Below are 26165 nucleotides of genomic sequence, written 5' to 3'. Positions count from 1 at the left end.
GGAATATTATGAAACAAAGTAAAATGCCTATCCCAACGCTTCGCGAAATGCCAAGCGATGCTCAAGTTATCAGCCATGCTCTTATGTTGCGAGCTGGTTATGTTCGTCAAGTCTCAGCAGGTGTTTATTCTTACCTACCACTTGCTAATCGTGTGATTGAAAAAGCTAAAAATATCATGCGCCAAGAATTCGACAAGATTGGTGCCGTTGAGATGTTGGCTCCTGCCCTTCTTAGTGCAGAATTGTGGCGCGAATCAGGTCGTTACGAAACTTATGGTGAGGACCTTTACAAACTAAAAAACCGTGAAAAATCAGACTTTATCCTAGGTCCAACTCACGAAGAAACCTTTACAGCTATTGTCCGTGATTCTGTTAAGTCTTACAAGCAATTGCCACTCAACCTTTATCAAATCCAACCTAAGTATCGTGATGAAAAACGCCCACGTAATGGACTTCTTCGTACACGTGAGTTTATCATGAAAGATGCTTATAGCTTCCACGCTAACTATGATAGTTTGGATAGTGTTTACGATGAGTACAAGGCTGCTTATGAGCGTATTTTCACTCGTAGTGGCTTAGACTTCAAGGCTATCATTGGTGACGGTGGAGCCATGGGTGGTAAGGATAGCCAAGAATTTATGGCCATTACACCTGCTCGTACAGACCTTGACCGCTGGGTTGTCTTGGACAAGTCCGTTGCCTCATTTGATGAAATTCCTGATCAAGTGCAAGAAGAAATCAAGGCAGAATTGCTCAAATGGATGGTTTCTGGTGAAGATACCATTGCTTACTCAAGTGAATCTAGCTATGCGGCTAACTTAGAAATGGCAACAAACGAGTACAAACCAAGCAACCGTGTTGTCGCTGAAGAAGAAGTGACTCGTGTTGCAACTCCAGATGTTAAATCAATTGATGAAGTTGCAGCCTTCCTCAATGTTCCAGAAGAACAAACGATTAAAACCCTCTTCTACATGGCAGATGGCGAGCTTGTTGCAGCCCTTCTAGTTGGAAATGACCAACTCAACGAAGTTAAATTGAAAAACCACTTGGGAGCAGATTTCTTTGACGTTGCTAGCGAAGAAGAAGTGGCAAATCTTGTTCAAGCAGGATTTGGTTCGCTTGGCCCAGTTGGTTTGCCAGAGAATGTTAAAATCATTGCAGACCGTAAGGTGCAAGATGTACATAATGCAGTTGTGGGTGCTAACGAAGATGGCTACCACTTGACTGGTGTGAACCCAGGTCGTGATTTTACTGCAGAATATGTGGATATCCGTGAAGTCCGTGAGGGTGAAATTTCTCCAGACGGACAAGGTGTCCTTAACTTTGCGCGTGGTATCGAAATTGGTCACATCTTCAAACTCGGCACTCGCTATTCAGCAAGCATGGGAGCAGATGTTTTGGATGAAAACGGCCGTGCTGTGCCAATTATCATGGGATGTTACGGTATCGGTGTCAGCCGTCTCCTTTCAGCAGTTATGGAGCAACACGCTCGCCTCTTTGTTAACAAAACACCAAAAGGTGAATACCGTTACGCTTGGGGAATCAATTTCCCTAAAGAATTGGCACCATTTGATGTGCACTTGATCACTGTCAATGTCAAGGATGATGAAGCGCAAGCCTTGACAGAAAAGCTTGAAGCAAGCTTGATGGGAGCTGGTTACGAAGTCTTGACGGATGACCGTAACGAACGTGTCGGAGTCAAATTCAGCGATAGTGACTTGATTGGATTGCCAATCCGTATTACTGTTGGGAAGAAAGCAGCCGATGGCATCGTAGAAGTGAAAATTAAAGCGACTGGTGACACCATCGAAGTTCATGCAGATAACGTGCTTGAAACGCTTGAAATCCTCAGCAAGAAATAAAAACTATAATCAGAAGAAAAACAAGGAAAAAATGTAACTAGTTTTTACCTTGTTTTTTCTGTATAATGGGAAAAATGAGTAGATAAAGAGGTAAATGTATGCTAAGATTTCCAAAGGATTTTGTCTGGGGCTCCTCTACTTCTGGACCACAAACAGAAGGACGTGTAGTTGGTGACGGTAAGGGAGATAATCTTTGGGATTACTGGTTCCAAGTGGAGCCAAATCGTTACTATAATGGGATTGGTCCAGATAGAACATCAACCTTTTATGAAAACTGGGAGCAGGATATTGAGCTTTTGTTAGAGACTGGTCACACGGCCTTTCGGACTTCTATTCAGTGGTCACGGGTTTTTCCACAAGGGCGTGGAAAAGTCAACCCTCAAGGTGTGGATTTTTATCGTAAGGTTTTTGAGGCTATTAAGGCTAAAGGGATTCGTCTTTTAGTCAATCTCTATCATTTTGATCTGCCTTTTGCCCTTCAAGAGGATGGTGATGGTTGGGAAAATAAGGCGACTGTCTCAGCTTATGAAGACTATGCTCGTTTTTGTTTTGAGACTTATGGAGATTTAGTGGATCAATGGATTACCTTTAACGAGCCCATCGTTCCTGTAGAGTTTGGCTATTTTTACGATGCCCATTATCCACATAAGGTGGATGCAGAGGCAGCCGTTAAAGTAGCTTATCATACACAATTGGCCAGCAGTCGGGCGGTCAAGGCCTGTCATGAACTCTTGCCTGATGCTAAGATTGGGATTGTCCTCAACTTGACACCGGCTTATCCACGTAGCCAGCATCCTGCTGATGTCAAGGCAGCTCGTATTGCGGACCTCTTTCAGGCCCAATCTTTCTTAGATCCGTCTGTTTTGGGGACTTATCCACAGGAGTTGGTAGAAATCTTACATGAATACGGTCTCTTGCCTGATGCTACGGAGGAGGAGTTGGAAGTCATTCGTGACAATACAGTGGATTTCCTTGGTGTCAACTACTATCAGCCTTTGCGTGTTATGGCTCCTCGATTTGCTAAGCATCCAGAGAGTCCACTCTTACCCGAACATTTTTACGAGCCTTATGTGATGCCTGGACGTAAAATCAATCCTCATCGTGGCTGGGAGATTTATGAGCAAGGGATTTATGACATTGCCCAAAATATCAAGGAAAATTATGGCAATATTGAGTGGATGTTGACAGAGAATGGTATGGGTGTTGAAGGGGAAGAAAAATTCCGTGAGAATGGAATGATTCAAGATGATTACCGTATTGACTTTGTAAAAGGTCATCTTCGTGAACTGCACCGTGCCATTGAAGATGGAGCCAATTGTAAGGGCTACTTAATTTGGACCTTTATCGATTGTTGGTCATGGCTTAACAGCTATAAAAATCGCTATGGTTTGGTCGAATTAGACTTGGAAACGCAAGAACGTCGTCTGAAGAAATCAGGGCACTGGTTCAAGGAATTAAGCGATAATAATGGATTTTAAAAAGGACTCTGACTGATTATCCTAATTGGTCAGAGTTTTTTGCTTACAGGAGATGAATTTTAACTATACCAATTTTAACTCTTGACAAGTGAAAGAAACAAGTATATACTGTTTTTGCTGATTCTATAAAAGAGGAATTAGACTATACCAATTTAAGGAGAAAGCACAGCTTGCCTGTGTCGTATATACTATGTGTGGAATTGTTGGTGTTGTTGGAAACACAAATGCAACTGATATTTTGATTCAAGGGCTTGAAAAGCTCGAATACCGTGGCTATGATTCTGCGGGAATTTTTGTCCTAGGTGGTGCTGAAAATCACCTAGTCAAGGCTGTCGGTCGTATCGCAGAATTATCTGCTAAGACAGCTGGTGTTGAGGGTACAACTGGTATCGGACATACTCGTTGGGCGACTCACGGGAAACCAACGGAAGACAATGCTCACCCACACCGCTCTGAGACAGAACGTTTTGTCTTGGTTCACAATGGGGTCATTGAGAACTATCTTGAAATCAAGGAGGAATACCTTGCAGGACACCACTTCAAGGGGCAAACAGATACGGAAATCGCCGTTCACTTGATTGGAAAATTTGCGGAAGAAGATGGCTTGTCAGTTCTTGAAGCCTTCAAAAAAGCTCTTCACATCATCCGTGGTTCTTATGCCTTTGCCTTGGTTGACTCACAAAATCCTGAAGTCATCTACGTAGCTAAAAATAAATCACCACTTTTGATTGGTCTTGGTGAAGGTTATAACATGGTCTGCTCAGATGCTATGGCTATGATTCGTGAGACCAACCAATATATGGAAATTCATGACCAAGAGTTAGTAATCGTCAAGGCTGATAGTGTGGAAGTTCAAGACTATGATGGCAACAGTCGTGAGCGTGCTAGTTACACTGCTGAGCTAGACTTGTCAGATATCGGTAAGGGAACTTATCCTTACTACATGCTCAAGGAAATCGATGAGCAACCAACAGTGATGCGTAAGTTGATCCAAGCCTACACAGATGAGGCTGGTCAAGTTGTCGTAGACCCAGCTATCATCAAGGCTGTTCAAGACGCAGACCGTATCTACATCCTTGCAGCTGGGACATCTTACCACGCAGGATTTGCTTCTAAGAAAATGTTGGAAGAATTGACAGATACGCCAGTTGAACTTGGAATCTCATCTGAGTGGGGCTACGGCATGCCACTTCTCAGCAAGAAACCACTTTTCATCTTTATCAGCCAGTCTGGTGAAACAGCGGACAGCCGTCAGGTTTTGGTCAAGGCTAATGAAATGGGAATCCCAAGCTTGACAGTGACAAATGTACCAGGCTCAACTCTTTCACGTGAAGCCAACCATACCATGCTTCTTCACGCAGGTCCTGAAATTGCTGTGGCATCAACTAAAGCCTATACAGCACAAATCGCAGCCCTTGCCTTCCTGGCAAAAGCAGTCGGAGAAGCAAATGGCAATGCTAAAGCGCAAGCCTTTGACCTGGTTCATGAGTTGTCAATCGTAGCTCAGTCTATCGAATCAACTCTTTCAGAGAAAGAAACCATCGAAGCCAAGGTTCGTGAGCTTCTTGGAACAACTCGCAATGCCTTTTATATTGGGCGTGGTCAAGATTACTACGTAGCTATGGAAGCAAGCCTTAAACTCAAAGAGATTTCTTACATCCAGTGTGAAGGCTTTGCGGCAGGAGAACTCAAGCACGGAACCATTGCCTTGATTGAAGAAGGAACACCTGTCTTGGCACTCTTGTCAGATCCAGTCCTTGCCAACCATACTCGTGGAAATATCCAAGAGGTCGCAGCCCGTGGTGCCAAGGTTCTCACTATTGCAGAAGAAAATGTTGCCAAGGATACAGACGACATCGTGCTTACGACTGTACACCCTTACCTCTCACCAATTTCAATGGTTGTGCCAACGCAATTAGTCGCTTACTTTGCAACACTCCACCGTGGTCTTGATGTGGACAAACCACGTAACCTTGCTAAATCAGTAACGGTAGAATAAGCTAAAAAAGTCTAGTTATCTAGGCTTTTTCTTGTGAGCAAATGGGTTGCTTGTACTCATGATTCGTGTTATACTCTTCGAAAGTCTCTTCAAATCACGTCAGCTTCACCTTGCCGTAGGTATGGTTACTGACTTCGTCAGTTCTATCCACAACCTCAAAACACTGTTTTGAGCAGCCTGCGGCTAGCTTCCTAGTTTGCTCTTTGATTTTCATTGAGTATTAGAATAATTTTTCAAATTGAAGGACAGAAATAGACAAGGATAATGGATATGGTAGAATTGGGAATTTCAACATTTGGGGAAACAACGGAGCTTGAAGGGACTGGACAGACTTACAGTCATGCTGAACGCATTCGTCAGTTGGTGGCAGAGATTGAATTGGCTGACAAAGTTGGTTTGGACGTGTATGGGATTGGTGAGCATCATCGGGAAGACTTTGCGGTATCAGCCCCAGAGATTGTTCTGGCCGCTGGGGCAGTTAATACCAAGAAAATCCGTTTGACCAGTGCAGTCAGCATTCTCTCGAGCATGGACCCTATTCGTTTGTTCCAACAGTATGCCACTATCGATGCTTTGTCAAATGGACGTGCGGAGATTATGGCTGGAAGGGGGTCTTTCACGGAATCTTTTCCCTTGTTTGGATATGATTTGAAAGACTACGAAGCCCTTTTTGATGAGAAATTAGACTTGATCCAGTTAGTCAATGAGAAGACCAGGATAGACTGGCAAGGGCGATTGACCCAAACAATCTCTGGCAAGGAAGTTTATCCTCGTCCAGTTCAGGACAAATTACCCTTGTGGATAGCGACAGGTGGCCATGTCGAATCAACAGTGAAGATTGCTCAGGCAGGTCTACCGATTGTCTATGCCATTATTGGTGGGAATCCGCGTTATTTTAAAAAGTTGATTCAGGCTTATCGTGAGATTGGTAGCGAAGCGGGTCATACCAGTAATGAGTTAAAGGTTGGGGCTCATTCTTGGGGGTGGATTGCTGAAGATGGCGAGCAGGCTGTGAAAGATTATTTCCATCCGACCAAGCAAGTAGTGGATGCTATTTCCAAAGATCGCCCGCACTGGCAGGAATTGCGTTATGAACAATATTTAGAGCAAGTTGGACCAAATGGCGCCATGTTTGTGGGAAATCCAGATCAGGTGGCAGAAAAATTGATTCGCATGATTGAAGATCTAGGTTTGGACCGCTTCATGCTCCATCTACCGCTTGGTTCCATGCCACATGATCAGGTTCTGAGAGCTATTGAACTCTTCGGCACGCAAGTGGCTCCAAAAGTACGGGCTTATTTTGCCATGAAAGAGGCTTAATAAAAAATCCTAATCAAGTTTATTAGGACAACAAATATTGTACAAAAATCAATGAGTCTGGGACAATAGTCTCTTATGTCCCCAAAAAAAGCAACGGATTTGCCGTTGCTTTTTTGCATGGTTGCGATAGTCTTGGTAAAATAGAATTGCTTAATAAACCATTTAGAAAGGCTATCCCATGCATATTCACTATAACACAAATCAAACAACTTTACCACTAGAAATCAGTTCTTTCTTGCCACAAGACCATCTCGTCTTTACTATTGAAAAAGAGGTAAATACCTTGGAGGATTGTCATTTCCACGCCTTCTATCATGCCTTTGGTCGCCCGTCTTATCACCCTAAAATGCTTGTATCTGCTCTTCTATTTGCCTATTCACAAGGGATTTTCTCTGGACGAAAAATTGAAAAAATGATGGTTGAGAATCTGGCTATGCAGTACCTAACAGGACAGTTAGTTGTCAGCTACCGCACCATCAATCGTTTTCGAGTCGCTGAAGGGATGGAAGAACTCATTCGTAATCTTTTCATCGACCTCAATCTTCGTTTAAAAATGGAAGAATTAGTGACTTTAGATTGTCTGTTTATTGACGGGACTAAGATTGAAGCTAATGCCAACAAGTATAGTTTTGTGTGGAAGAAAGCGACAGAGAAATTCTCCGCCAAACTTCAAGAACAGATACAGATCTATTTTCAAGAAGAAATCACACCCCTTATCCATCAGGCTATTAAGCTGGATGAAGAAGAACCAATTTCTTCAGAGCAGTTGCTTGCATTCGCTCAAGTTCTTGAAGAAGAATTGGAAAAACTGAACCAGGACATTGAGGAGACACCCGTTAAAGGAAAGGATGAACGTAAAACCCAGCGTCGTAAACTCAAGAAAGTCTTGCGTAAAGTCAAGGAGGATTTTTCAGTACGTGCTGAAAAATATGAGAACTATCAGGAGACATTTGAAGGGCGTAACAGTTTTTCCAAAACCGATCCAGATGCCACTTTTATGAGAATGAAAGAAGACCATATGAAAAATGGCCAACTCAAGGCTGCTTATAATCTTCAAATCGCTACTGAAAACCAATTTGTTCTTCACTATGATGTCTTTTCAAATCCGACAGATACCAAGACTCTTCTCCCCTTCCTTGAAACCTATCCGCATGACTTGAAGACAGTTGTCGCAGATGCTGGATATGGAAGTGAAGAGAACCTCCTTCGTTTAGATGAAAAGCAGGTAAACCATCTGATTAAATATGCCGTGTTTGATAAGGAACAAAAGAGAAGGTATAAACAGTCAGCTAAAAACTTATCGAATTGGCACTATAATGACAAGGAGGATAGCTACACACATCCTGATGGCTGGTGCTATCGTTTTCACCATATCAAACATCAGAAAACACAGACGGACTTTCAACAGGAAATCAAGGTTTACTATGCTGATGAACCTAAATCAGCCCCTCGAAAGGGACTGTATATGAACGAACGCTATCAAAACTTGAAAGCTAAAGAATGTCAGGCGCTTTTATCTCCTGAAGGTAGACAGATTTTCGCTCAACGTAAGATTGATGTGGAACCTGTCTTTGGGCAGATAAAGGCTTGTTTGGGTTACAAGAGATCTAATCTGAGGGGCAAGCGTCAAGTGAGAATTGACATGGGATTGGTACTTATGGCTAATAACCTCTTAAAATACAATAAGAGAACGACTCAAAATTAAAAAGCTAGAGTTCCACAATTGAAAATCTCTAGCTTTTTTGTGGTCGAGAACTATTTTGTCTCAGGCTCATTGTTCTATAGGAGGGCTAGTTTAGTTCTCTTTTTTGTTTTTTAGCAAGAACCTGAGATCTAGGAGCGCAAGGAGACTAATTCCTGCAAACAGGAGTTTGTGATCGTTGAGCTTCCTGTATTTGGATTGGCTATATCTAGCTATGCAAAGGTTATACAGTAGCAGTTTTAGCTAACCCATTCACCGTTTTCATTGACCAAATAGCCTTCAACTCTTGTATTAACTGCAAGTTTACCTGATGAATCAACATAGTACCATTTGCCAGAAACTTCAAACCATTGATTTTCTTTCATAGCTCCTGATGGCTCAAGATAGTACCAAGTATCTCCATCCTTAACCCAACCGGTTGACATAGAGCCGTTACTATTTAGGAAGTACCAAACATTGCCATCTTTTACCCAACCAGTTACCATAGAGCCATCATCTTTTAGATAATACCAAGTATCTCCATCTTTCACCCAACCAGTAGCTAGAGAACCGTCTGCTTTATGGAAATACCAGATGCCATTTTCTTGTTTCCAACTAGCTTTAGTTGTCTGATTTGGAGTTTCCGATTTCTTATTTGTATAAGCTGGGGTGTAGGAAGTTACAATAGCTTGTGTAGAAGTAGCTGGAAGTGATTGAGTATTACTGTCCTTATGTGGCTTCTCAGCTTGTGAACCAGTTGTAGCTTGGCTAGGTTTATTTTCTGCATCAGCTACTGTTGCAGATGGTTTAGTAGAATCAGGTTTAGTTTGTGGAGCTGGATCTTGATGTGCAGGGTGAGAAGCTTCATTTTGATGTTCAGGCTTGGAAGGGCTTGAGTCTGGTTTCTCTTCTGCAGTTGACTCATGGTTAGTTCCATTTTGAGAGACTCGAAGAACAGTAGCTGTAAGGGCATTTAATTTCAAGCCTTTTTCAGTCCATTCAAGTCCTTGAGGGTTGGCAATTCCGACTGGCCCTGCTTGGTTTTCATCTGCCAAAACTTCAGCATTTCTGAGGTGGGCAAAGGCAGTTCCCAAATTAAATTCGCGGGCTTTTTCATCCGCATTGACAAAGACTGCGTAGATATCACCGTTTGGAGCAGTAATTTGGTAGCCAATTACTACATCCTCTTTTTCTACACCATTTTGACCTGGGACAGTGATGAGGTGGACACGGTCTTTGATATCTTGGAGACTTTTAAGTCGGAAGGCATCTGTAGATTGACGAAGGGCAATCAAACCTTTCATATAGTCACGGCTCTTGACATTTTCAGGATATGCTTTTCCATCTGTAGCCTTAGTCCAGTCAAACTTGTTAATAGCATCACTCGAATCGTAAGAGTCATGGATGAAGTAAGGATAGTCAAATGGATTGCCATCCTTATCACGCAACAAGTGAGATTTGTTTGGTTGTTTATCCTCTGCTACTGGAGTCTTGTAGGCCGGGTCACGGAATTGTTTGGTACGCCCGTATTCCTGACCAGAGTGGATAAACGGAGTTCCTTGAGCTGTCAAGACCATGAGGTTTCCAAGTCGCAAACGACGGTGGATTTCAGCATAGTTCTCAGCCTTGCTTGGGTCTTTTTTGATAGACTGGGCAATGATGTCAAAGAGGGTCAAGTTATCATGGGCTGCGATGTATTGGATGACATCTCCAGGACTGTCTGCTTCAAAGTTGGTTGGTTGAGCAATGAGATTTTTGAAGACAGTGTTGACATCACGCTTGCCACCTGTGATAAAGGCAGGTTGACCTTCGTTTGGATAACCAGATTTGAGGTTGTTACGGATGTCATCTGAAAAGACAGCGACAGTATCGGTATGTTTCATCCAATCTTGGTCAGCAGCTTTAGTAGGCATATTTTCATCACCAGCATAGGTTCTCCAACCTTCACCCAGCATGATGAGGTTTGGATTGAGGGCGCGTGCAGCCTTGTAAGCTTCTTCGATAGAAGCGGCGTCATGGTCTCCCATCATATCGAAGCGGAAGCCATCCACTTTGTAGGTATCAACTAGATATTTGATAGAATCAACTAGTAGGCGTTTGGTCATATGGTGGGTTGTCCCTAAACGTCCACCACCAAAGCTAGTGCGAGGTATCCCATCAGCATCCATAAAGTGGTAGTAGTTTGGCTCTAAATCTTCAAAGATATCGACTTTGGCTGTATGGTTGTAAACTACGTCCAGGATAGCTCCCATGCCACGTTTGTGGATCTCATTGATGAGGTTTTTAAACTCTGCGATTCGTTTTTCTGGATTTTTAGGATCGCTTGAATACATACCAGTCAAGGAGAAGTAGTTTTGAGGATCATATCCCCAGTTGTAGTTGCTGTTGCTTGAAGCATAGTCAGACAAGCGTTCATGATTTTTTAATTCATTGACAAAGTAGTAAGACAAGACTGGAAGGAGCTGGATGTGGGTCACACCCAAGTCTTTGAGGTAGTCTAGTTTTTCAATAAAGGCTTCAAAGGTACCAAATGGTTTGGTCAAGTCTTTTGCAATGGCAGGATCTGAAGTGAAGTCACGCACATGAGCTTCGTAGATAACGGCATCTTCACGAGTCTTGAAGTTGTGAATCTTACCATAAGTTAAGTCTTGCGGTCCTAGTTTGGCTGGATCTACAAAGGCAGCTTTAGCCACTTTATGGGCATCGTCTGTTTTTGCAAGATCGCTGTTCCAAGCAGCGAGAGATTTAGCGTAAGGATCGAGTGCAAGAACAGTTTTCCCTTGACGCTCGATTTGGTATTGATAATAGTATCCAGTGAAATCTTTGATGCCTAATTTGTTTGTGCTATCTAGAGTTTGTTTCCAAGTTCCTCTTTCCCCTTTTTCAAGAGCGACAGTTCCAACTACTTTTTCAGGGTCATTCTTGTCGTAGACAACAACAGAAACCTTATCAGCACTTGGTGACCAAAGGGTCAAATCAACTTGTTTTCCTTCTTCTTTTAAGTCAGCTCCAAGTTTGCCATCATAGCTGTAAGTCTCATCTTTAAGACGCCAGCTTGTTTTGGTAGTGAAGTGGTCGGAATTGTAGCTAACAGTATAGGGATGTTTTGTGTCAGAGAAATCTCCGCTGTAGGTCACTTTCTTACCAGCTTCATCGATTGCAACATCGGTGATAGTTACTTTGTTTCCTAGGTGATTAGTGATGTTGGAGTGTTTGAGGATATCCTCTTTTTTAGCACCAACAAGTGTTGAAAAACTACTTTCAATGCTAGACGTTCCTACGTGTTGGGCACCTGTCATACGGATATCATGAACATAGTATGGATTTGTGTAAATCGATTCATCATCGTCTTTTAGGAAAATTTGGCTATGATTTTTCAAATCTGTGAACTTATAATCTTCTTTACGGATTTTCACGTCGTCTCCTTGTTTGCTCTCATCTAGTAATAAAAAGCCGAATTCTTTGGCGGCATCCTTAAGAGGGATGTCGATATAGCGACCATATTTGCCTGTAGCCGTAAAGTCTGTTCCGTCAGGCCATTGAGCGCTACTTGGATTTTTCACATCTCCCCAGTACCAGAGAGATTTCTTGTCATAGTTGCCATCCGTGCGGTAGTAGTTGACGCGAACAGTTCCTGCAGGTTGTGGTTCGTAAGAGAAAACCTTATAATCTTGGTCCAACCAAGCCTCGTTCATTTTTGGAACTAGTTTTTCTACAGATTTATCGCCGGTTAGATTTTTTCCAGCTGTATTGTTGATGAGGAAGCTAATTTTCTTGGCTTGTTCTCCCTTTAATTTGACATCTAGATAGTAGCCGTAGTCATCTTTCTTGGCATCCTTAAAGGACAAGGCTCCGTTAGGCCAGTTTTCAGAAGGCTTTTCAACATCATCCCAAGTCCAAAGTCCTTGAGCATCCTTGTTTTCTTCAGGAAGTTTTTTGACATGGATACGGAAGTAGTTGTCTTCGATTGGCTCTTCTGCCTTAGTTTCAGTTGCTACTGGACTGGTAGAAGTAGTTGGCTCACTTGAACGATCTTGTCCGGTTTGCGGTGCTGAATCGGCTGGGCTTGCAACAGGAGTAGTTGGCTCTGTTACAGGTTTTTCTTCTTTTTTCTCTAGGGAAGCGTTCGCATTTTCAGGTAAAGAGATGTCACTTTTCTTCTTACCGGAGTTATCTACTGTATCAGTAGTTGGTTGAACAATAGTGTTCGGTGCTTCTGTACTAGCTGTTGTACTTTCGTTGGCTGAGATAGTTGGCGTAGCCATAGCAAGTAGGACAAGGCTTGCTCCAATAAGGACAGAACCAGTTCCATTTTTGAGGGAACGGATGCTGTAGACCATTTTTTTCTCAGTTTGAGCTGGTGTTTTTCTCATAATGATTCTCCAATCAATAAATTTCTATATCAGTATAGCATGTAGTAAAACAAGATGCAAGCGTTTTCTTTGATTTGTCAAAGAAATTCTTACTTTTGAGAAGTTTTCCGTACTATTTTATATATCAGTATAAATAATGGAAATAATACTCAATGAAAATCAAAGAGCAAACTAGGAAACTAGCCGCAGGCTGTACTTGAGTACGGCAAGGCGACGTTGACAGTATAAAAATGTCACATAAGACAAGACGTATTATTAGGAAGATGATGTGTTTTCAGCTATTTTTATTCAGAAATTGATTTCTAATATTTCTTTAAAAAGTTCATCTAGCGAAACTATAAATAGGAAGAGAAAAAGCTAGCGCTTCTCAAGTTTTATCTAGTTTCCAAACTATAGTATTTACTGGAAATCTAAAGAAAATATCAGAAAAATTCAGCAAACGTTTTCTTCTTATTTTCTTGACTTTTTTGCTGGTTTGTGCTTGACTTTTGCTTGAAATTTGATAGACTATAGACAAATAGGAAAACGTATTCATTTAAAAACGGAGGAATAAGGAATGAATCAAGAAAAACGTTTGCATCGCTTTGTCAAAAAGTGTGGACTCGGTGTGTGTAGTGCTGTTGTTGCGGCCTTTTTATTGAACGCTCAGGGAGTAGCTTTGGCTACAGAGCAAGGGAATCGTCCGGTTGAGACAGAAAACATCGCTCGTGGAAAACAAGCTAGTCAAAGCTCTACTGCTTATGGAGGAGCTGCTACACGAGCAGTGGATGGTAATGTTGATAGTGACTATGGGCACCATTCTGTAACGCATACAAACTTTGAAGACAATGCTTGGTGGCAAGTCGATCTTGGAAAAACAGAGAATGTTGGAAAAGTTAAACTTTACAATCGTGGAGATGGGAATGTAGCTAATCGTCTTTCTAATTTTGATGTTGTTTTGTTAAATGAAGCAAAACAAGAAGTTGCTCGTCAACACTTTGATAGTTTGAATGGGAAGGCAGAACTTGAAGTTTTCTTCACAGCCAAAGGCGCTCGTTATGTAAAAGTGGAGTTGAAAACTAAAAATACCCCATTGAGCTTGGCAGAAGTGGAAGTATTCCGTTCAGCAACAACTCAAGTTGGACAGGATAGAACTGCACCAGTAGTAGATCAAACATCAGCATTGAAAGACTACCTTTTTGGTTTAGCTTATAATCCTTTGGATATTTTAACTCGCAAGGGAGAAACCTTAGAAAATCGCTACAACACAAGTGCTAAGGAACAAAATGGAGAGTTTGTCGTTGTAGAAAAAATCAAGAAAACCCTCTCTACAGGCACAGCAGATGTTTCCATCAATGGAAATCAAAATGTCTTCCTAGGTGGCTTGTATAAGGCAAACCAAAATCTGCTAGAAAATCAGCCAGAATTGATTAGTCTTGCCCGTGCAAAGGGGACAGTCAGCGTCGATTTACCTGGTATGATTCAGTCTGACAGCCGAATTGAAGCAGATCCTACAACTAGTGGTATGCAGTCTGCGATGAATACCTTGGTTGAAAGATGGACAAAGAATTACTCATCTAGCCATTCCGTTCCTGCCCGTGTTCAGTATGAATCAACTACAGCCTATAGCATGAACCAATTGAAAGCAAAATTTGGTGCAGACTTTGAAAAAGCAGGCGCACCGCTCAAGATCGACTTTGAGGCTGTGCAAAAGGGTGAAAAGCAAATTGAAGTTGTAAACTTTAAACAAATCTACTATACAGCGACATTTGATGCACCGACCAATCCAGCAGCTGTATTTGACAAGAGTGTGACACCTGAAGATTTAAAACAAAGAGGCGTTGATTCACAAACTCCACCTGTATATGTATCAAACGTTTCTTACGGACGTCAAATCTATGTTAAGTTTGAGTCAACAAGTAAGTCTACTGAATTAAAAGCAGCTATCAATGCGGTTATCAAAGGCGCAACAATTGCTCCAAATTCTGAATGGAGCCGTCTATTGAAGAATACTTCTGTAACAGCGGTAATTGTAGGAGGTAATGCTAGCGGTGCCGCCAAAGTTGTCACAGGAACAGTCGAAAACTTGAAGGAACTCATCAGAGAAGGAGCTAACTTTAGCGCTCAAAGTCCAGCTGTGCCAATCTCATATAAGACTGCCTTCCTAAAAGATAATGCCCAAGCAACTTTACAAAATAGTACAGACTATATCGAAACGAAGGTTACTTCTTACAAAAATGGCTTCTTGAAACTTCATCATAAGGGTGCTTATGTTGCGCGTTACTACATCTATTGGGATGAAATTACATATGATGAACAAGGAAATCCAGAAATCCGTTCACGTCAATGGGAAGATAACGGAAAAAACAGAACTTCAGGCTTCCAAACAGAGATTCAATTTAAAGGAAATGTCCGTAATCTTCGCATCAAGGTTCAAGAAAAGACGGGTCTTGTATGGGAACCATGGCGTACAGTTTACAACCGCACAGACTTACCACTAGTACAACAGCGTACAATTACACATTGGGGAACAACTCTAAACCCTAAAGTTGATGAAAAAATTGTGAATGAGTAACGATTTGATTTACTTGATTCGATAGTAAATAGTGAAGAGGAGGAACTTCGATTTCTCCTCTTTTATGATTGACTTTTGAGAGAATGAAAAGGGTAACTTCTATAGCAGATTGAAACTAGAATAGTACGTTGTTGCTATTAAAACATTTCTAGAAATTAAGTTGACTTTCTCAATAGATTTGTTCATGTCTTATTTCAATTCAATATAAAACTAACTTCCAGTTTTCCACAACCTAGCCTTTAGTATGAGAAAAACGCGTTGTTACAGACATAAGGAGCTTTTTGAGAAGTGTGCAATCCGTGCAATCAGATTTGACGGATGTTGGATGCATGATGCGATTGTGCTTAATTTCCTTTGAAATCGTTGACGGGCCTTTTCCCATATTCTCAACGATGGAACGGAAAGTCTCATACTTAATTCCACCATAAAAATCCGTTTTAGACTAATTTCCACTTCGGTCAGGCAAGTGGAAGTTACGTTGAGAAGTTACCCAGAGCTAAAATTAACAATAAAAAAGAAAAATATCTTGACAACTAGTGGAAAATTTTGTTACAATAATAGACGGTACTTTTTACTTTTGGTCTCTCAAGAGTGTACAGGGACGTGCTGACAAATGTTGCAAAAGTACACACAGATGATAGCTGTCACCAAGTGTATCATCACCAAAAATAAAAAAACACAGGAGAATGTAGATGCCTACAATTAACCAATTGGTTCGCAAACCGCGTAAATCAAAAGTAGAAAAATCTAAATCACCAGCTTTGAACGTTGGTTATAACAGTCATAAAAAAGTTCAAACAAACGTTTCTTCACCACAAAAACGTGGTGTTGCAACTCGTGTTGGAACAATGACACCTAAAAAACCTAACTCAGCCCTTCGTAAATTCGCTCGTGTACGTTTGAGCAACCTTATCGAAGTTACTGCCTACATCCCAGGTATCGGACACAACTTGCAAGAGCACAGCGTGGTGCTTCTTCGTGGTGGACGTGTAAAAGACCTTCCAGGGGTACGTTACCATATCGTCCGTGGTGCACTTGATACTGCAGGTGTTAACGATCGTAAACAAGGCCGTTCTAAATACGGTACTAAACGTCCAAAAGCATAAGGAAAGGGGATAAAGAGAAATGAGTCGTAAAAATAGAGCTCCAAAACGTGACGTATTGCCAGATCCGCTTTACAATTCACAACTAGTTACTCGTCTTATCAACCGCGTTATGCTTGACGGTAAACGTGGTACAGCTGCTTCAATCGTTTACGGTGCCTTTGAGCAAATCAAAGAAGCTACTGGTAACGATGCACTTGAAGTATTTGAAACAGCTATGGAAAACATCATGCCTGTACTTGAAGTACGTGCACGTCGTGTTGGTGGTTCTAACTACCAAGTCCCAGTTGAAGTTCGTCCAGAACGTCGTACAACACTTGGACTTCGTTGGTTGGTAACAATCGCTCGTCTTCGTGGTGAACACACAATGCAAGACCGTCTTGCAAAAGAAATCTTGGATGCTGCTAACAACACTGGTGCAGCTGTTAAGAAACGTGAAGACACTCACCGTATGGCTGAAGCTAACCGTGCATTCGCACACTTCCGTTGGTAAGATTAAGATACTAAGGGCGTTAAAAAAGCGACTGAAAATTAGGAAGCTTGACGAAGAATCGAAGATTCTAGGAGAGCTTATCTATTTTCCAAGCTTTTAGCCTGGGTTCAAATTAGCTAAATCGATTAGTATTAGCTATAACTCAACTTACCATCTCGTAAGTTGAAACCAACAATAGCATGAAAACATTGAGAACGGGTAGGTCCTGCCTATCCGTTTTTATTAAAATCGTGTTATAATAGAATAGAAATCAAAAATAAATAGGAGAAACAAACCTCATGGCACGCGAATTTTCACTTGAAAAAACTCGTAATATCGGTATCATGGCTCACGTCGATGCTGGTAAAACAACTACAACTGAGCGTATCCTTTACTACACTGGTAAAATCCACAAAATCGGTGAAACTCACGAAGGTGCGTCACAAATGGACTGGATGGAGCAAGAGCAAGAGCGTGGTATCACTATCACATCTGCTGCGACAACAGCTCAATGGAACAACCACCGCGTAAACATCATCGACACACCAGGACACGTGGACTTCACTATCGAAGTACAACGTTCTCTTCGTGTATTGGACGGTGCGGTTACAGTTCTTGACTCACAATCAGGTGTTGAGCCTCAAACTGAAACAGTTTGGCGTCAAGCAACTGAGTATGGAGTTCCACGTATCGTATTTGCCAACAAAATGGACAAAATCGGTGCTGACTTCCTTTACTCTGTAAGCACACTTCACGATCGTCTTCAAGCAAATGCACACCCAATCCAATTGCCAATCGGTTCTGAAGATGACTTCCGTGGTATCATCGACTTGATCAAGATGAAAGCTGAAATCTATACGAACGACCTTGGTACAGATATCCTTGAAGAAGATATTCCAGCTGAATACCTTGACCAAGCACAAGAATACCGTGAAAAATTGATCGAAGCAGTTGCTGAAACTGACGAAGAATTGATGATGAAATACCTCGAAGGTGAAGAAATCACTAACGAAGAATTGAAAGCTGGTATCCGTAAAGCGACTATCAACGTTGAATTCTTCCCAGTATTGTGTGGTTCTGCCTTCAAGAATAAAGGTGTTCAATTGATGCTTGATGCGGTTATTGACTACCTTCCAAGCCCACTTGACATCCCAGCTATCAAAGGTATTAACCCAGATACAGATGCTGAAGAAACTCGTCCAGCATCTGATGAAGAGCCATTTGCAGCTCTTGCCTTCAAGATCATGACTGACCCATTCGTAGGTCGTTTGACATTCTTCCGTGTTTACTCAGGTGTTCTTCAATCAGGTTCATACGTATTGAACACTTCTAAAGGTAAACGTGAACGTATCGGACGTATCCTTCAAATGCACGCTAACAGCCGTCAAGAAATTGACACTGTTTACTCAGGTGATATCGCTGCTGCCGTTGGTTTGAAAGATACTACAACTGGTGACTCATTGACAGATGAAAAAGCTAAAATCATCCTTGAGTCAATCAACGTTCCAGAACCAGTTATCCAATTGATGGTTGAGCCAAAATCTAAAGCTGACCAAGACAAGATGGGTATTGCCCTTCAAAAATTGGCTGAAGAAGATCCAACATTCCGCGTTGAAACAAACGTTGAAACTGGAGAAACAGTTATCTCAGGTATGGGTGAGCTTCACCTTGACGTCCTTGTTGACCGTATGCGTCGTGAGTTCAAAGTTGAAGCGAACGTAGGTGCTCCTCAAGTATCTTACCGTGAAACATTCCGCGCTTCTACTCAAGCACGTGGATTCTTCAAACGTCAGTCTGGTGGTAAAGGTCAATTCGGTGATGTATGGATTGAATTTACTCCAAACGAAGAAGGTAAAGGATTCGAATTCGAAAACGCAATCGTCGGTGGTGTGGTTCCTCGTGAATTTATCCCAGCGGTTGAAAAAGGTTTGGTAGAATCTATGGCTAACGGTGTTCTTGCAGGTTACCCAATGGTTGACGTTAAAGCTAAGCTTTACGATGGTTCATACCACGATGTCGACTCATCTGAAACTGCCTTCAAGATCGCAGCTTCACTTGCCCTTAAAGAAGCTGCTAAATCAGCACAACCAGCTATCCTTGAACCAATGATGCTTGTAACAATCACTGTTCCAGAAGAAAACCTCGGTGATGTTATGGGTCACGTAACTGCTCGTCGTGGACGTGTAGATGGTATGGAAGCACATGGTAACAGCCAAATCGTTCGTGCTTACGTTCCACTTGCTGAAATGTTCGGTTACGCAACAGTTCTTCGTTCTGCATCTCAAGGACGTGGTACATTCATGATGGTATTTGACCACTACGAAGATGTACCTAAGTCAGTACAAGAAGAAATTATTAAGAAAAACAAAGGTGAAGACTAATCTGTCCTCACTCTAGAAGGAAGTCACTTAGTGGCTTCCTTTTGTCTTTAGAAAATACCTCTAAATATGGTAAAATAGTAGAAGAATAATGTGAGGAAAATGAATGTCAAATAGTTTTGAAATTTTGATGAATCAATTGGGGATGCCTGCTGAAATGAGACAGGCTCCTGTTTTATCACAGGCTGATATTGAGCGAGTTGTGGTTCATAAAATTAGTAAGGTATGGGAGTTTCATTTCGTATTTTCTAATATTTTACCGATTGAAATCTTTTTAGAATTAAAGAAAGGTTTGAGTGAGGAATTTTCTAAGACAGGCAATAAAGCTGTTTTTGAAATCAAGACTCTGTCTCAAGATTTTTCAAACCAACTCTTGCAGGCCTATTATAGAGAGGCTTTTTCTGACGGGCCATGTGCTAGTCAAGGTTTTAAGTCCCTTTATCAAAATTTGCAAGTTCGTGCGGAGGGCAATCAACTCTTTATTGAAGGCTCTGAGGCGATTGATAAGGAACACTTTAAGAAAAATCATCTTCCTAATTTAGCGAAACAACTTGAAAAGTTTGGTTTTCCAACTTTTAATTGTCAAGTCGAGAAGAATGATGTCCTGACCCAAGAGCAGGAAGAGGCCTTTCATGCTGAAAATAAGCAGATTGTTCAAGCTGCCAATGAGGAAGCGCTCCGTGCTATGGAACAACTGGAACAGATGGCACCACCTCCAGCAGAAGACAAACCATCCTTTGATTTTCAAGCTAAAAAAGCTGCAGCTAAACCGAAGCTGGATAAGGCAGAGATTACTCCTATGATCGAAGTGACGACGGAGGAAAATCGTCTGGTCTTTGAAGGGGTTGTTTTTGATGTGGAGCAAAAAGTGACCAGAACAGGGCGCGTTTTGATCAACTTTAAAATGACCGACTATACTTCCAGTTTTTCGATGCAAAAGTGGGTTAAGAACGAGGAAGAGGCCCAGAAGTTTGACCTAATTAAGAAAAATTCTTGGCTCCGAGTGCGTGGGAATGTGGAGATGAATAACTTCACACGCGATTTGACTATGAATGTGCAGGATGTGCAGGAAGTTGTTCACTATGAGCGGAAGGATTTGATGCCAGAAGGAGAACGGCGGGTTGAGTTTCATGCTCATACTAATATGTCGACCATGGATGCTCTACCAGAGGTTGAAGAAATCGTTGCGACAGCTGCTAAGTGGGGACACAAGGCGATTGCTATCACGGACCACGGGAATGTTCAATCCTTCCCACACGGCTATAAGGCGGCTAAGAAAGCGGGAATCCAGCTAATCTATGGAATGGAAGCCAATATCGTGGAGGACCGTGTCCCTATCGTCTATAACGAAGTGGAGATGGACTTGTCGGAAGCAACCTACGTGGTCTTTGACGTGGAAACGACGGGGCTTTCAGCTATCTATAATGATTTGATTCAGGTTGCGGCCTCTAAGATGTACAAGGGGAATGTTATTGCCGAATTTGATGAATTTATCAATCCTGGGCATCCCTTGTCAGCTTTTACTACTGAGTTGACTGGAATTACAGATGACCATGTCAAAAATGCCAAACCACTGGAACAAGTTTTGCAAGAATTCCAAGAATTCTGCAAAGATACGGTCTTAGTTGCCCACAATGCGACCTTTGACGTTGGATTTATGAATGCCAACTATGAGCGTCATGGTCTGCCAAAGATTAGTCAGCCAGTTATTGATACACTTGAGTTTGCTAGAAATCTCTATCCTGAGTATAAACGTCATGGTTTGGGGCCTTTGACCAAGCGTTTTGGTGTGGCCTTAGAACATCACCACATGGCCAACTACGATGCGGAAGCTACAGGTCGCCTGCTTTTCATCTTTATCAAAGAGGTAGCAGAAAAACATGGTGTGACCGATTTAGCTAGACTTAACATTGATTTGATTAGTCCAGATTCTTATAAAAAAGCTCGGATTAAGCATGCGACCATTTATGTCAAGAATCAGGTAGGTTTAAAAAATATCTTTAAACTGGTTTCTTTGTCCAATACTAAGTACTTTGAAGGGGTGCCACGGATTCCGAGAACGGTTTTAGATGCCCATCGGGAAGGTTTGATTTTAGGTTCAGCTTGCTCTGAAGGTGAAGTTTTTGATGCAGTCGTTTCCCAAGGTGTGGATGCGGCGGTTGAGGTGGCCAAGTATTATGACTTTATCGAGGTCATGCCACCAGCTATCTATGCTCCCTTGATTGCTAAGGAGCAGGTCAAGGATATGGAAGAACTCCAGACCATTATCAAGAGTTTGATAGAGGTCGGCGACCGTCTTGGCAAGCCCGTTTTGGCTACGGGAAATGTCCACTATATCGAACCAGAAGAAGAAATTTACCGTGAAATTATCGTCCGTAGTTTGGGACAGGGGGCGATGATTAACCGAACTATCGGTCATGGTGAACATGCTCAACCAGCACCTCTTCCCAAGGTTCATTTTAGAACGACCAATGAAATGTTAGATGAATTTGCCTTTTTGGGAGAAGAACTAGCTCGTAAACTGGTTATTGAAAACACCAATGCCTTGGCAGAAATCTTTGAACCCGTTGAGGTTGTTAAGGGGGACTTGTACACGCCTTTCATCGAGAAGGCTGAAGAAACAATCGCTGAGTTGACCTATAAGAAAGCTTTTGAGATTTATGGAAATCCACTGCCAGATATTGTCGATTTGCGGATTGAAAAAGAACTGACTTCCATTCTGGGGAATGGATTTGCTGTGATTTATCTGGCATCGCAGATGCTGGTGCAACGTTCCAATGAACGGGGTTACTTGGTTGGTTCTCGTGGATCTGTCGGATCTAGTTTCGTTGCGACCATGATTGGGATTACCGAAGTCAATCCTCTCTCTCCTCACTATGTCTGTGGTCAGTGTCAGTACAGTGAGTTTATCACAGATGGTTCTTATGGTTCAGGTTTTGATATGCCCAATAAGGACTGTCCAAACTGTGGTCATAAACTCAGCAAAAACGGACAGGATATTCCTTTCGAGACCTTCCTTGGTTTTGATGGAGACAAGGTGCCCGATATTGACTTGAACTTCTCGGGAGAAGATCAGCCTAGTGCTCACTTGGATGTGCGTGATATCTTTGGTGAGGAATATGCCTTCCGTGCAGGAACGGTTGGTACGGTAGCTGCCAAGACTGCCTATGGATTTGTCAAGGGTTACGAGCGAGATTATGGCAAGTTTTATCGTGATGCAGAGGTAGAACGCCTCGCTCAAGGTGCAGCTGGTGTCAAGCGGACGACAGGCCAACACCCGGGGGGAATCGTTGTTATTCCGAACTACATGGATGTCTATGATTTCACGCCTGTTCAGTATCCAGCGGATGACGTGACGGCTGAATGGCAGACCACTCACTTTAACTTCCATGATATAGACGAGAACGTCCTCAAACTCGATGTACTGGGACATGATGATCCGACCATGATTCGAAAACTCCAGGATTTGTCAGGGATTGATCCTAATGAAATTCCTATGGATGATGAAGGTGTGATGGCCCTCTTTTCAGGGACTGATGTGCTAGGGGTGACTCCTGAGCAAATCGGAACACCGACGGGTATGCTGGGGATTCCAGAGTTTGGGACCAACTTTGTACGTGGAATGGTAGACGAGACCCATCCGACAACTTTTGCAGAATTGCTTCAGTTGTCAGGGTTGTCCCACGGTACCGACGTTTGGCTGGGCAATGCTCAAGATCTGATTAAGCAAGGAATAGCAGACCTATCGACTGTTATCGGTTGTCGGGACGATATCATGGTTTACCTCATGCATGCTGGTCTAGAACCTAAGATGGCCTTTACCATTATGGAACGGGTACGTAAGGGCTTGTGGCTCAAGATTTCCGAAGAGGAGCGAAATGGCTACATCGAAGCCATGAAGGCTAATAAGGTGCCAGAGTGGTATATCGAGTCCTGTGGGAAAATTAAGTACATGTTCCCTAAAGCCCATGCGGCAGCCTACGTTATGATGGCCTTGCGTGTAGCTTACTTCAAGGTTCACCATCCCATTTATTATTACTGTGCTTACTTCTCCATTCGTGCCAAGGCTTTTGATATTAAGACCATGGGGGCGGGCTTGGATGCTATCAAGCGCAGAATGGAAGAAATCTCTGAAAAACGGAAGAACAATGAAGCCTCTAATGTGGAAATTGATCTTTATACAACTCTTGAGATTGTCAATGAGATGTGGGAGCGTGGTTTCAAGTTTGGAAAACTCGATCTCTACCGTAGTCAGGCGACAGAGTTCCTTATCGATGGGGATACCCTCATTCCGCCATTTGTAGCAATGGATGGTCTGGGAGAGAACGTTGCCAAGCAGTTGGTGCGAGCGCGTGAAGAGGGAGAATTCCTCTCTAAAACAGAATTGCGCAAGCGTGGTGGGCTCTCATCAACCTTGGTTGAAAAGATGGATGAAATGGGGATTCTGGGCAATATGCCAGAGGATAACCAGCTCAGTTTGTTTGATGAGTTGTTTTAAAAAAATTGTTTAATCATCTATTCAAAGAGGCTAACGTATATCTAATAGATTTACATTAGCCTTCTTTTTTGTTAAAATAGTCTATAGAAAGAGGGTGAGAGTATGTCAAAGACGAGCATGAGTATCCGTTTGGATAGTGAGGTCAAGGAGCAGGCCCAACAGGTGTTTAGTAATCTGGGAATGGATATGACAACAGCTATTAATATTTTCCTTCGTCAGGCTATTCAATATCAGGGATTACCTTTTGATGTTAGACTAGACGAAAATCGGAAGTTGCTCCAAGTGTTAACGGATTTAGACCAAAATCGTAATATGAGCCAGTCTTTTGAATCAGTTTCTGACTTGATGGAGGATTTGCGTGCTTAAGATTCGTTATCATAAACAGTTTAAAAAAGATTTTAAGTTGGCTATGAAGCGTGGTTTGAAGGCAGAATTATTAGAAGAAGTTTTAAATTTTCTTGTTCAAGAAAAAGAACTTCCTGCTAGATATCGTGATCATCAATTGACGGCATCCAAGCATTTTCAAGGAGTTCGTGAATGCCATATCCAGCCAGATTGGCTTTTGGTTTATAAAGTAGACAAGGAAGAATTGATTTTAAATTTGCTTAGGACAGGAAGTCATAGTGATTTGTTTTAATAAATTTTAAGGGGGTTCTCATGAAACTAAGAATTTTTGCGGAAGATAAGCCGGCTGAGAAGGTGTTTGAGTATCAATTGGAACTTGCTGATCAGACAATTCTTCTATCAACAGCACTCTTGTCAGGTGCTATTGCTTTAGCAGGATTATTCTCTGCTTTGAAAGAAAAATAAAAATAGAAAAGAGAAAATTACATGGTTTTACCAAATTTTAAAGAAAATCTAGAAAAATATGCGAAATTGTTGGTTGCGAACGGAATTAACGTGCAACCTGGTCATACTTTGGCTCTCTCTATCGATGTGGAGCAACGTGAGTTGGCTCACTTAATCGTCAAAGAAGCTTATGCCTTGGGTGCGCATGAGGTCATCGTTCAGTGGACAGATGATGTCATTAACCGTGAGAAATTCCTCCACGCACCGATGGAGAGTCTGGACAATGTACCAGAATACAAGATTGCCGAGATGAACTATCTCTTGGAGAACAAGGCTAGCCGTCTCGGAGTTCGTTCTTCTGACCCAGGTGCTTTGAACGGTGTGGACGCTGACAAGCTTTCAGCTTCTGCTAAAGCTATGGGACTCGCTATGAAGCCAATGCGCATCGCAACGCAATCCAACAAGGTTAGTTGGACTGTAGCAGCCGCTGCTGGACTTGAGTGGGCTAAGAAAGTCTTTCCAAATGCTGCGAGCGATGAAGAAGCAGTCGATCTCCTTTGGGACCAAATCTTCAAAACTTGCCGTGTCTACGAAGCAGATCCTGTTAAGGCTTGGGAGGAACATGCAGCTATCCTCAAGAGCAAGGCCGATATGCTTAATAAGGAGCAATTTTCAGCCCTTCACTACACAGCGCCAGGGACAGATTTGACCCTTGGTTTGCCAAAGAACCACGTTTGGGAATCAGCTGGTGCTATCAATGCCCAGGGCGAAGGCTTCTTGCCAAATATGCCAACTGAAGAAGTCTTCACAGCACCTGATTTTCATCGCGCAGATGGTTATGTCACTTCTACAAAACCGCTTAGCTATAATGGAAATATCATCGAAGGCATTAAAGTAACCTTCAAGGATGGACAAATTGTGGATATCACTGCAGAAAAAGGCGATCAAGTCATGAAAGACCTTGTCTTTGAAAATGCGGGTGCGCGTGCCTTGGGTGAATGTGCCTTGGTACCAGATCCAAGCCCAATTTCTCAGTCAGGTATTACCTTCTTTAACACCCTTTTCGATGAGAATGCTTCAAACCACTTGGCTATTGGTGCAGCATATGCGACTAGCGTAGCTGGTGGAGCGGAGATGAGCGAAGAAGAGCTTGAAGCTGCGGGGCTTAACCGTTCAGATGTTCACGTAGACTTTATGATTGGTTCTAGTCAAATGGATATAGATGGTATCCGTGAGGATGGGACAAGTGTACCACTCTTCCGTAACGGAGATTGGGCAAATTAAGGAGATAATATGTTAGGAAGTATGTTCGTTGGTCTCCTAGTGGGATTTTTAGCAGGTACTCTGACTAATCGTGGAGAGCGAATGGGATGTTTTGGAAAAATGTTTCTAGGCTGGATTGGTGCCTTTATAGGGCATTTGCTTTTTGGGACTTGGGGACCAATTATATCAGGAACAGCCATTATCCCAGCGATTTTAGGAGCTATGATTGTTTTAGCTATTTTCTGGAGACGAGGAAGTTAATTTCTTAAATCTGATACTCAATGAAAATCANNGATGAAACTGACGAAGTCAGCTCAAAACACTGTTTTGAGGCTGTAGATGAAACTGACGAAGTCAGTAACATATATACGGCAAGGCGACCTTGACGCGGTTTG

Annotated in this window: 17 protein-coding genes and 1 pseudogene; 15 read left to right on the top strand and 3 right to left on the bottom strand. The window is 42.3% G+C overall.

From position 1 onward, the window contains the following. Nucleotides 1-8 precede the first annotated feature (8 nt). The 4 genes from HT725_RS04115 (at nt 9) to HT725_RS04100 (ending at nt 6659) form a co-directional block, all read left to right on the top strand. Complete coding sequence (locus tag HT725_RS04115) at nt 9-1862, top strand: proline--tRNA ligase (protein ID WP_050207589.1); 1854 nt, start codon at nt 9-11, stop codon at nt 1860-1862. 98 nt (nt 1863-1960) lie between these two features. Further along, on the top strand, nt 1961-3340 hold the full coding sequence (bglA, locus tag HT725_RS04110) for a 6-phospho-beta-glucosidase (RefSeq protein WP_173253126.1): 1380 nt from the start codon (nt 1961-1963) through the stop codon (nt 3338-3340). Nucleotides 3341-3530: 190 nt separating this feature from the next. Continuing rightward, a complete protein-coding gene (glmS, locus tag HT725_RS04105; protein ID WP_173253125.1) occupies nt 3531-5339 on the top strand; it encodes a glutamine--fructose-6-phosphate transaminase (isomerizing) in 1809 nt (602 codons plus the stop codon). 270 nt (nt 5340-5609) lie between these two features. Then, the gene (locus HT725_RS04100) at nt 5610-6659 is read left to right on the top strand and encodes an LLM class flavin-dependent oxidoreductase (RefSeq protein WP_173219327.1); all 1050 of its coding nucleotides are present in this window, start codon (nt 5610-5612) and stop codon (nt 6657-6659) included. Here HT725_RS04100 and HT725_RS10210 read toward each other — a convergent pair. After that, nucleotides 6656-6877 (bottom strand): hypothetical protein, encoded by a 222-nt coding sequence (locus HT725_RS10210; RefSeq protein ID WP_345789463.1) that lies wholly within the window; start codon nt 6875-6877, stop codon nt 6656-6658. The genes HT725_RS04100 and HT725_RS10210 overlap by 4 nt on opposite strands. On the opposite strand from HT725_RS10210, the gene HT725_RS04095 reads away from it, so the two are divergent. Next, the gene (locus HT725_RS04095; RefSeq protein WP_173219324.1) at nt 6838-8364 is read left to right on the top strand and encodes an IS1182 family transposase; all 1527 of its coding nucleotides are present in this window, start codon (nt 6838-6840) and stop codon (nt 8362-8364) included. The genes HT725_RS10210 and HT725_RS04095 overlap by 40 nt on opposite strands. Before the next feature lie 236 nt (nt 8365-8600). Here HT725_RS04095 and HT725_RS04090 read toward each other — a convergent pair whose 3' ends face one another. Further along, entirely contained in the window at nt 8601-12713 is a 4113-nt protein-coding gene (locus HT725_RS04090) for a pullulanase (protein ID WP_240147147.1), read from the bottom strand. A 556-nt stretch (nt 12714-13269) separates the two neighbouring features. Here HT725_RS04090 and HT725_RS04085 point away from each other — a divergent pair. Then, on the top strand, nt 13270-15267 hold the full coding sequence (locus HT725_RS04085) for a thiol-activated cytolysin family protein (protein WP_173253124.1): 1998 nt from the start codon (nt 13270-13272) through the stop codon (nt 15265-15267). Between the two features lie 257 nt (nt 15268-15524). Here the strand turns inward: HT725_RS04085 and HT725_RS04080 are convergent. Beyond that, nucleotides 15525-15685: pseudogene (locus tag HT725_RS04080) on the bottom strand (helix-turn-helix domain-containing protein); the annotation flags it as partial. 274 nt (nt 15686-15959) lie between these two features. Between HT725_RS04080 and rpsL the strand changes: the two are divergent. The 9 genes from rpsL (at nt 15960) to HT725_RS04035 (ending at nt 26031) form a co-directional block, all read left to right on the top strand. Beyond that, on the top strand, nt 15960-16373 hold the full coding sequence (gene rpsL, locus HT725_RS04075) for a 30S ribosomal protein S12 (protein WP_001142332.1): 414 nt from the start codon (nt 15960-15962) through the stop codon (nt 16371-16373). A gap of 19 nt (nt 16374-16392) precedes the next feature. Beyond that, nucleotides 16393-16863, top strand: a complete 471-nt coding sequence (gene rpsG, locus HT725_RS04070) for a 30S ribosomal protein S7 (protein ID WP_000087873.1) — start codon at nt 16393-16395, stop codon at nt 16861-16863. 278 nt (nt 16864-17141) lie between these two features. Further along, nucleotides 17142-19223 carry an elongation factor G gene (fusA, locus tag HT725_RS04065; protein ID WP_000090345.1) on the top strand — a complete coding sequence of 694 codons (2082 nt, stop codon included), beginning with the start codon at nt 17142-17144 and terminating at the stop codon, nt 19221-19223. A 103-nt stretch (nt 19224-19326) separates the two neighbouring features. Continuing rightward, nucleotides 19327-23718, top strand: a complete 4392-nt coding sequence (locus HT725_RS04060; RefSeq protein WP_173253123.1) for a PolC-type DNA polymerase III — start codon at nt 19327-19329, stop codon at nt 23716-23718. Nucleotides 23719-23820: 102 nt separating this feature from the next. Continuing rightward, the gene (locus tag HT725_RS04055) at nt 23821-24084 is read left to right on the top strand and encodes a type II toxin-antitoxin system RelB/DinJ family antitoxin (RefSeq protein WP_049551202.1); all 264 of its coding nucleotides are present in this window, start codon (nt 23821-23823) and stop codon (nt 24082-24084) included. Beyond that, entirely contained in the window at nt 24077-24355 is a 279-nt protein-coding gene (locus HT725_RS04050; RefSeq protein WP_042900272.1) for a type II toxin-antitoxin system YafQ family toxin, read from the top strand. Before HT725_RS04055 ends, HT725_RS04050 begins: the two co-directional genes overlap by 8 nt. A gap of 20 nt (nt 24356-24375) precedes the next feature. Continuing rightward, nucleotides 24376-24528 carry a hypothetical protein gene (locus HT725_RS04045; RefSeq protein ID WP_000776626.1) on the top strand — a complete coding sequence of 51 codons (153 nt, stop codon included), beginning with the start codon at nt 24376-24378 and terminating at the stop codon, nt 24526-24528. Between the two features lie 21 nt (nt 24529-24549). Further along, nucleotides 24550-25791 carry an aminopeptidase gene (locus tag HT725_RS04040; protein ID WP_173253122.1) on the top strand — a complete coding sequence of 414 codons (1242 nt, stop codon included), beginning with the start codon at nt 24550-24552 and terminating at the stop codon, nt 25789-25791. A gap of 9 nt (nt 25792-25800) precedes the next feature. Next, complete coding sequence (locus HT725_RS04035) at nt 25801-26031, top strand: GlsB/YeaQ/YmgE family stress response membrane protein (RefSeq protein WP_173218048.1); 231 nt, start codon at nt 25801-25803, stop codon at nt 26029-26031. The last annotated feature ends 134 nt before the right edge of the window (nt 26032-26165 follow it).

The sequence above is a fragment of the Streptococcus sp. 2579 genome, from assembly GCF_013277195.1.
Taxonomy (GTDB): domain Bacteria; phylum Bacillota; class Bacilli; order Lactobacillales; family Streptococcaceae; genus Streptococcus.
The sequence above is the reverse complement of the archived record's forward strand: the minus strand, read 5'-3'. Positions and strand labels throughout refer to the sequence as shown.